Origin of the sequence: Nocardia farcinica (assembly GCF_029867845.1) — a bacterium.
GTDB lineage: Bacteria > Actinomycetota > Actinomycetes > Mycobacteriales > Mycobacteriaceae > Nocardia > Nocardia farcinica_A.
On record NZ_JARWRU010000804.1, the window covers coordinates 1 to 7,967 of the forward strand.

Here is a 7,967-nt window from a genome sequence, read left to right on the forward strand (position 1 = left end):
GCTCTGCTCGGCGCGGTGCACGACGCGCTGCTCGCGCGCTTCGACGAGGCGGTCGGCCGGGAACGCGGCCTGCCCGCCGCCGCACCGATCGCGGCCGCGGCGGGCGGCGCGGTCACCGGCTGCCGGGCCTGGTTGCAGGAACTGGCGATCAACGGATGGCGCGGGGTCGACCACGATCTGGTGGCGGCCGCCGACCGGATCATCGAAACGCTCTGGTCCGCACCGCGGTCGCGCAGGTCGGCGGTGCTGCTCGACGGGTTCGCCGCCGAACTGCGCGCCGCCGCGCCGATCGCCACCATGGACCGGATTCCCGCCCGGCGCTGGGCCGATCTGTGGACGCGGGCCCTGCTGCTGACCTGGCGCGGCGAGGACACCGCCGAACCGGAGACGGTCACCGGCCGGCTGCTGGTCGTCGGCGTCGACGTGCACGAGCACGGCACGGCGGTGCAGGCCCAGGCGCACGGGGTGCTCGAGGTGAACGCCGGGCCCGCCCGCCTGGTGCGGGTCAGCATCGGCGCGGCCAAGGTCGACTCCATCGTCGGTCCCGCGGTGTGGCGGGTGCTCGGCGAGCATCCGCGCCTGCTGCGCGCGCTGGCCGAGCGCCGGGCGATCACCGTCACCGACATGCCGCTCACCGCCACCGGCGATCTGTTGTGGATCGACGAGCGGGCGGAGCTCGCCGAGGAAGCCGATCCGTTCACCACCGCCCGCGTCGCACTGCCCGAGGCAGTCGCCGCCGCGCTCGCGCCGTTGGACCGCCATCCGGTCCACCTCGGCGAGCCGGTCCTGGTGGAGAACTACCGCTTCGAAGACGGGGCGCTGGTCGTCGACGGCCACCGCCTGCCGGTCGAGCTGGACCGGTTGCCGCGCTGTGGCCCGCTCACCCCCGAACTCGTCGCCGTGTCCACCGCCTGCATCGGCCTGGTGCGCTGGGACTCCGACGGCTGGCGGGTGCGCCCGCTCGGCCTCGAGTACCCGGTCAAGAAGACCGCGGCCTACGCGCACACCGGCGACTGGGCCCTCGGCCCGACCGATCCGAAGGCCGCCAAGGCACTGGCCAAGTCGGGCGACTCGGTGGCGGTGCTGCGCGAACGGGCGGGAGGGTTGCTGCGCAAATGACCACCGCCGCACACGACTCCACCATCTCGACCGCCGCAGCGCCCGACGCGCTGGAGACCCGGCGGCAGATCCTCTACTGGCGTCTGCTCGCCTGCATCTTCGATCCCGAGCCCCAGCCCGCCCTCGAGGCGGGCAGCGTCGCCGTCGTCGACGATCTCGGTCTGCCCGCCGCCCTGCTGGACCCCGGCGTCTCGATCGACACCGTGATCCAGCGGTTTCCCGAGCTGCGAGGCGAATTCGACCGGCTCGCCGAGGGATTCGCCGGGCACGACGGCGGGCCGGAAACCCGCTCGCGGGAGACCGAACTGCGCCGCGCCGCCCTGATCTCCAAGCTGCTGCTCAATGTCTTCGCGACCGGAACGGGCTCGGTGAGCGCGGCCCGGCTGGCGAACTGGCAGGCCGACGCGGGCCACCTGCGCGCCCTGTTCGGCGGCGCGGGCGACGGGGCGGGCGCGACCGAGCTGCGGGCCACGCTCGGCAGCGTCGAAGGCGATCTGGTCTCCCGGATGCGCCTGCGGGAGGTGCTGGCCGACCCGGTGCTCGCGGCCCGGCTCACCCCGAGCATGTCGCTGATCGAGCAGTTGCTGCGCGACAAGGCGAACCTCTCCGGCGTCGCCCTCGCCAACGCCAAGCGGCTGATCCGCCGCTATGTCGACGAGGTGGCCGAGGTGCTGCGCACCCAGGTGCGGCAGACCTCCGCCGGCACGCTGGACCGCTCCGCGCCGCCCAAGCGCGTCCTGCGCAATCTCGACCTCGACCGGACGATCTGGAAGAACCTGACCAACTACAACCCCGAGGACCAGCGCCTCTACGTGGACCGGCTGTACTACCGCCACACCGCGAAACGCACCGTCCCCGCGCGCATGATCGTGGTGGTCGACCAGTCCGGCTCGATGGTCGATTCCATGGTCAACTGCACCATTCTCGCGTCGATCTTCGCCGGACTGCCGAAGGTCGACGTGCATCTGATCGCCTACGACACCCGCGCCCTCGATCTGACGCCCTGGGTGCACGACCCCTTCGAGGTGCTGCTGCGCACCCAGCTGGGCGGCGGCACCGACGGCACTACCGCGATGGCGATGGCCGAGCCCAAGATCAGCGATCCCGCCGACACCGTGGTGGTGTGGATCTCCGACTTCTACGAGTTCCACGGCGACCGGCTCTTCGAGCGTATGCAGGCGGTGTGCCGCGGCGGGACGAAGTTCATCCCCGTCGGCTCGGTGAACAGCTCCGGGCACCAGAGCGTGAATCCCTGGTTCCGGGAACGGTTCAAGGCCATGGGCGCCCCGGTGATCTCCGGCCGCATCCAGAAACTCGTCAACGAACTCGCGAACTTCCTCGACTAGGAGACCTCTGCCCATGACCGACACCGTGGCGACCGACAGCACCGTGGCCGACACCGCGCTGCGCGCCCCCGCCGAGATCAAGTACGCCGAAGAACTGGACTACCTGGAGTCCATCGACGACAACCCCAAGCCGTTCTCCTGGCGGTTGAGCCCGAAGATGGTGCGGCTGTTCATCCTCGGTTCCGAGCGAGCCGACCGGCTGGACCGCACCATCGCTCAGAAGTGGTTCGGCGACCGCGGTTTCGTCGAACGCAGCATCGTCACCCTGGCCTCCGACCGCGGCCTGCTGCTGATCGGCGATCCCGGCACCGGCAAGAGCTGGCTGGCCGAACTGCTCGCCGCCGCCATCAGCCGCAACTCCACGCTGGTGGTGCAGGGCACGGCGGGCACCACCGAGGACCACATCAAGTACTCGTGGAACATCTCGATGGTCATCGCCAAGGGCCAGTCCCGCGAATCGATGATCCCCTCGCCGATCATGACCGCCATGGAGCAGGGCGTGATCGGCCGCTTCGAGGAGCTGACCCGCTCCACCAGCGACGTGCAGGACGCGCTGATCTCCATCCTGTCGGAGAAGTACATCTCCATTCCCGAACTCGACAGCGGCGACTCCGGCGGCGACAACGTGGTGTTCGCCAAGCCGGGATTCTCGATCATCGCCACCGCCAACAGCCGCGACCGCGGCGTCAACGACCTGTCCTCGGCGCTGAAGCGGCGCTTCAACTTCGTGCGCATCCCGGTGGTGACCAACAAGCGCAGCGAGGCCGAGATCGTGCGCTTCCGCACCGCGGAACTGCTGCGCCGCCACCGCATCGAGCTGGAGCTGCCGCCGACGCTGCTGGACATCCTGCTCGACAGCTTCGCCGACCTGCGCGCGGCGGCGGCCGCGGCGGGCAGCGACGAGGAGAAGCTGGAGTCGGCGCTGTCGACCGCCGAGCAGATCGGCGTGCTCGAGGACGCCATCCTGCACAGCCAGTTCTTCGGCGACGCCACCCTGCGGCCGGAGATCCTGGCCGGCTCGCTGGTCGGGTCACTGGCCCGGCGCGCACCGGAGGATCTGGCGATCCTCAACAAGTTCTGGCACGGGGTGGTCGAGCCGCGCAGCAAGAAGCACGGCGGCGAGTGGACGCCTTTCCTCGAGGGCGGCCGCGAGGCGATCGCGAGGCTTTCGTGAGCGCCGCCGCGACGCCCGCTGTCGCTTCCCACGCGCCGGCCCTCGACGGCGGATTCGCCGCGCTGCGCGAGCAACTCGGCGCGGCGGCCGAGCGATTCGCCGGACCGGACGCGTTCGCGGAGATCCTCACCGGCATGGTCGACGACGTCGACCGGGCGCTGCGCGAAGAACTGGAGATCTTCCCGGTCTGCCACCATTCCCCCGCCTCCGGCCTGGCCATGGTGCGACGCCTGCGGGACAAGCAGCCGAAGGTGATCTACCTGGAGCTGTGCGAGGACATGCGTCCGATGCTCGAGGAGCTGCGCAACTGCACACTGCCGGTGGCGGTGCAGGCCTGGGCGGGCGAGGTCGAGGGCTTCCCCGCCGCCTGGGCGCCGTTGTCGGTGGTCGCGCCGATCACCGCGGCTTCCGCCGAGTACCAGGCCATCTCCTACGCGCTCACCACACCGGGGGTGGAGCTGGTGCTGGTCGATCGCTCCACCGACCATGTCTTCCAGTGGGCGCCGAAGCGGCAGGAGGGGCCGCGGGCGGCGCGGCAGTCCACCGACGAGGAACTCGACTCGCTCGAGCCTGCCGCCGAGGAAGCCGGACTGCACGGTGACGCCGTCGGCATCGAGATCGGCGACCTGCGACCGGGTTTCGCCGAGCTGGAGCAGCACCTGCTGCACCACGGCAAGGTGCGGCACTGGTCGGAGTGGTGGGATCAGTACGTCGAGCAGCCGCTGTCGGACGCCGACTACGACACCTACCGCCAGGTCATGGTGCTGATCGGCAGCCTGTTCCGCCGCCTGCGCCGCACCGGCGACCTCGACCGCGACGAGGACCGCGAGCGGTACATGTGGACCCGCATGCGCGAGCACCTGCGCGAGAGCGGCGCCGATCCCGCCGCCTGCCTCTACGTCTGCGGCGCCTTCCACGCCGCGAGCCGGGTCGAGCAGTTCGGCCTGGCCTCGCGGGCGCCGTTCGAGATCACCGCGCGCACCGCGACGAGATGGCAGTACGGCCTGATCCCGTCCAGCCATTCGTCGATCGAAGCGCAGTTCGGGCTCGCCGCGGGCTCGGTGTCCATCGCGGCGGCCACCTGGGCCAAGGGGTTGAAGCGCGGCAGGCTGCGACCGTTCTCCCTGACCGCCGGCTCGTCCGGCTCGGGCGGCAAGCCGCCGAAGCGACGCACGTCCGTCGCGAAGCCGGCGCCCGCGCCGAGTCCCGAACCGGCGGTGGCCGACCAGCTCTCGGGTTTCCTGTCCACGCCGCCCCGGCGGGACACCGTCGACGAGGAGGAACTCCTCGGCTGGTCGGTCGGCATCGTCCGGCTCGCCCGCCGCAACGGCTACGTGGCGGGCACCGCCGACGCGATCGCCGTCTACGAGACCTCGATCCTGTTGGCGGGCATCCGCGATCGCGCCCGCCCCACGCCCTACGACTTCCAGGACGCGGCGATCACCTGCATCGAGAAGGATCGGGTGCCGGGCCGCCGTGACGTGCGGCGGTTGTGCGAGATCCTGCTCGGCGGCGATCTCGTCGGACGGGTCGGCTATGCCGCGCTGCCGCCGCTGGCGCAGAACGTCTACGATCGCCTGCGCCCGCTGGGCGTCGACCCGAACAGCACCAGGGTGCAGCGCATCCTGCTCGACCTCGACACCGCCCCCGACCTGCGGCCGGGCTCGGATCTGTTGTGGATGCTGCGCGGACTGCTGCCCGACCACGCGGTGCGCCCGATCATGGGCTCCCGCGGCCTCGGCGAGCGCTCTCGGCAGGAGAGCTGGGACGTCGCGATCGGCAAGTATCAGCGGGATCTGGTGGAGCTCGGCTACGAGGGCATCACCATCGAACAGGTGCTGGAGCACCGCCTGCGCGTGCGGGTCAACGGCGGCGAGGCCACCGCGGCCCGCGCGCTCGCCGCGGTCGAGGACGCCCTGGTGTATCTCGACTCGCCCCGGCTGGCCGACGAACTGGGGGGTCGCGCGGTCGAGCTGCTCACCGCCGAGCGCACCGTCGACGACGCCCCCGAGGTGCTGCGTCGCGTCCGGGGCCTGATCGACTACTACCGCTGCACCGACGACGGCCTGCCCGCCTGGTGCGCCCGGTTCGTCACCGCGGGCTACGCGCACTACTGCACCCTGCTGCCGACCGCTTGCACCGACGACACCACCGAGGTTCGCCCGGTGGCCGCCATGCTCGGCTTCCTGTTCGGCATGGAGAACCTGGCCATATCGCTCGGCTGCGATCGCCACCAATTGGAGCTGGCCGTCGAGCAGTCCCACCCCGAGGCCCCGGCCAAGGTGGCGCTGCTGTGGGCGACCCGCATGCAACTGGGCATGCTCACCCTGGCCGACCTGCGCATCCGCTGCGACGCCATGCTCGCCAATCCCCTGGTGATCCCGGCCTTCCCGCAATACCTCAGCGGTTTCGTGCAGGCCATGGACCCGGTGCCCGCCATCAAGTCCTTCGTCGTCGAACTGCTGTCGAAGGCCTTCGGCCGCCTCCCCGACGCGATCCTGTTGCCCTGGCTACCCACCCTGGTCACCACGCTGCGCAGCCAGGCGGGTGAACTCGTCCCCGCGCTCACCCGCGAAGCGGGCCGCACCTTCCCCGCCGACAGAGCGGGCATCGACTCGTTCGTCCCGCCGTGGTCGCGCCCGCCGGAGCAAGCCGGCGGCGCCACGTCCGCCGCCCCGCCGACCGGCCCCGCCGCCGGGCTGCTCCGCGCGCACCCACAGACCTGCGACGCCTACGCGGGACTGTTGGGATACCAGGGCGAGTGGCGGGCACCGCGCGTCGCCCCGCCCGCCGCGACGACCGCGCTGATGACAGCGCATCCGCAGACGGCCACAGCGCTCGCCGAACTCCTCCGCGCCGGCGGGTGAAGCCACCGGCCTGCGCGGTGCGGTCGGCCACCGGCACCGAACCACAGCGGATGACGTGCCGGTGCCCTCAGGTGAGTCCAAGGTAGGCGGCCATCTGCTCGATCGTGTGCTGGAAGAGGGGTTCGGCGGGATCGGCGCCGTTGGTGAACTGGCCGAACAGTTCGAAGCTGATCAGGCCGAACAGCTGGGACCACACGACGAACAGGCGGGCCAGGTCGTCCGGGGTGAGGTCGAGCTCCTCGGCGGACAGGACGCGACGCATCTGGGCTTCGAGGTCGGGGCTGAGCGGGCGGGGAATGGCGGGGCGCAGGGGCTTACCCGCGCGCGTGATCTCGCCCAGGAGCCGGACGACGCGGGTGCCGGGGTCGACGGTTTCGGCGGGGGCGCGGTAGCCGGGGACCGGGGAGCCGTACAGCAGGGCGTATTCGTGCGGGTGCGCGGTCGCCCAGGCGCGGACGGCTGCGCAGACCAGGAGAAAGCGGTCCTTCGCGGGGGCGTCGGGGCGGTCGGCGCTCTCGGCGGCGTCGCCGAGCGCGGTGTAGGCGTCGACGATCAGGGCGGTGAGCAGGTCGTCGCGGCTGGGGAAATAGCGGTAGATGGCCGAGGAGGCCATGCCGAGTTCGCGGGCGACCGCACGCAGGGACAGTTGCGCCGAACCGACCTCGGCGAGCCGGCGTCTCGCCTCCTGTTTGATCTCGTGGGTCAGCTCGTCCCTGGCGCGTTGGCGGGCGGTGCGGATCGCGGTCATGACCCCAGTGTGCCAGATCGATACACCAAAACAAGAGCACTGCTCTTGCTTTTCTCGTCCGCTTCGCGTTCACTGTTCCTCATCAAGAGCAGTGCTCACAAAGGAGATCATGAGATGCGATACGTCGAGGCCGGTCGGACGGAGAACGTCTTCCACGCGCTGGTGCGCTGGGTCACCGAAAGGGGACTGAGCCTCTACGGCGCGCAACTGGTGGCGGTGCGGGGGCGCACGAGCGGCGAATGGCGCACCAACCCGGTCAACCCCCTCACGCTGGACGGTCAGCGCTACCTGGTCGCCCCGCGCGGGCAGACGCAGTGGGTGCGTAACCTGCGCGCCGCCGACGGGCACGGCGAGCTGCGGCTCGGCAGGAAGGTCACGCCGTTCACGGCGGTGGAGGTGGACGACGCGGACAAGCCCGCGGTCCTGCGCGCCTACCTGGCGAGGTGGAAGTTCCAGGTGGCCGCCCTCTTCGAGGGGCTCGACGAGAATTCCTCCGACGAGGAGTTGCTGCGGGTGGCGGCGGACTACCCCGTCTTCCGCCTGGTCTGAGCTCCGGCTCACCCGGGCACGACCTCGGCCCGCATACATCCGCCACCGGCATGGTTCGGGGCGCCGCACGCCCCACCGCCCCCCCCCCGGGTATCACCCCCCCCCCCCCCGGGCGAGAAGTGCCCCGCCCGCGCCCGGTGGCGCGGTTCGCCCCCCCCGGCGGG

6 protein-coding genes are annotated in these 7,967 nt (G+C 71.3%); 5 read left to right on the forward strand and 1 reads right to left on the reverse strand.

Annotated features, from left to right (window positions below):
- The 4 genes from QH283_RS17530 to QH283_RS17545 form a co-directional block, all read left to right on the forward strand.
- Window positions 1-1,119: hypothetical protein (locus tag QH283_RS17530; RefSeq protein WP_280504066.1), on the forward strand; the 1,119-nt coding region annotated here is incomplete at its 5' end.
- Window positions 1,116-2,465, forward strand: a complete 1,350-nt coding sequence (locus QH283_RS17535) for a vWA domain-containing protein (protein WP_280504067.1) — start codon at window positions 1,116-1,118, stop codon at window positions 2,463-2,465. The genes QH283_RS17530 and QH283_RS17535, both read left to right, overlap by 4 nt.
- A 13-nt stretch (window positions 2,466-2,478) precedes the next feature.
- On the forward strand, window positions 2,479-3,639 hold the full coding sequence (locus QH283_RS17540) for an AAA family ATPase (protein WP_280504068.1): 1,161 nt from the start codon (window positions 2,479-2,481) through the stop codon (window positions 3,637-3,639).
- Window positions 3,636-6,506 (forward strand): DUF5682 family protein, encoded by a 2,871-nt coding sequence (locus QH283_RS17545; RefSeq protein WP_280504069.1) that lies wholly within the window; start codon window positions 3,636-3,638, stop codon window positions 6,504-6,506. Before QH283_RS17540 ends, QH283_RS17545 begins: the two co-directional genes overlap by 4 nt.
- A gap of 67 nt (window positions 6,507-6,573) precedes the next feature.
- Here QH283_RS17545 and QH283_RS17550 read toward each other — a convergent pair whose 3' ends face one another.
- A complete protein-coding gene (locus tag QH283_RS17550; protein WP_280504070.1) occupies window positions 6,574-7,254 on the reverse strand; it encodes a TetR/AcrR family transcriptional regulator in 681 nt (226 codons plus the stop codon).
- A 114-nt stretch (window positions 7,255-7,368) separates the two neighbouring features.
- Here QH283_RS17550 and QH283_RS17555 point away from each other — a divergent pair, with 114 nt between their 5' ends.
- Window positions 7,369-7,803, forward strand: a complete 435-nt coding sequence (locus QH283_RS17555) for a nitroreductase/quinone reductase family protein (protein ID WP_280504071.1) — start codon at window positions 7,369-7,371, stop codon at window positions 7,801-7,803.
- The last annotated feature ends 164 nt before the right edge of the window (window positions 7,804-7,967 follow it).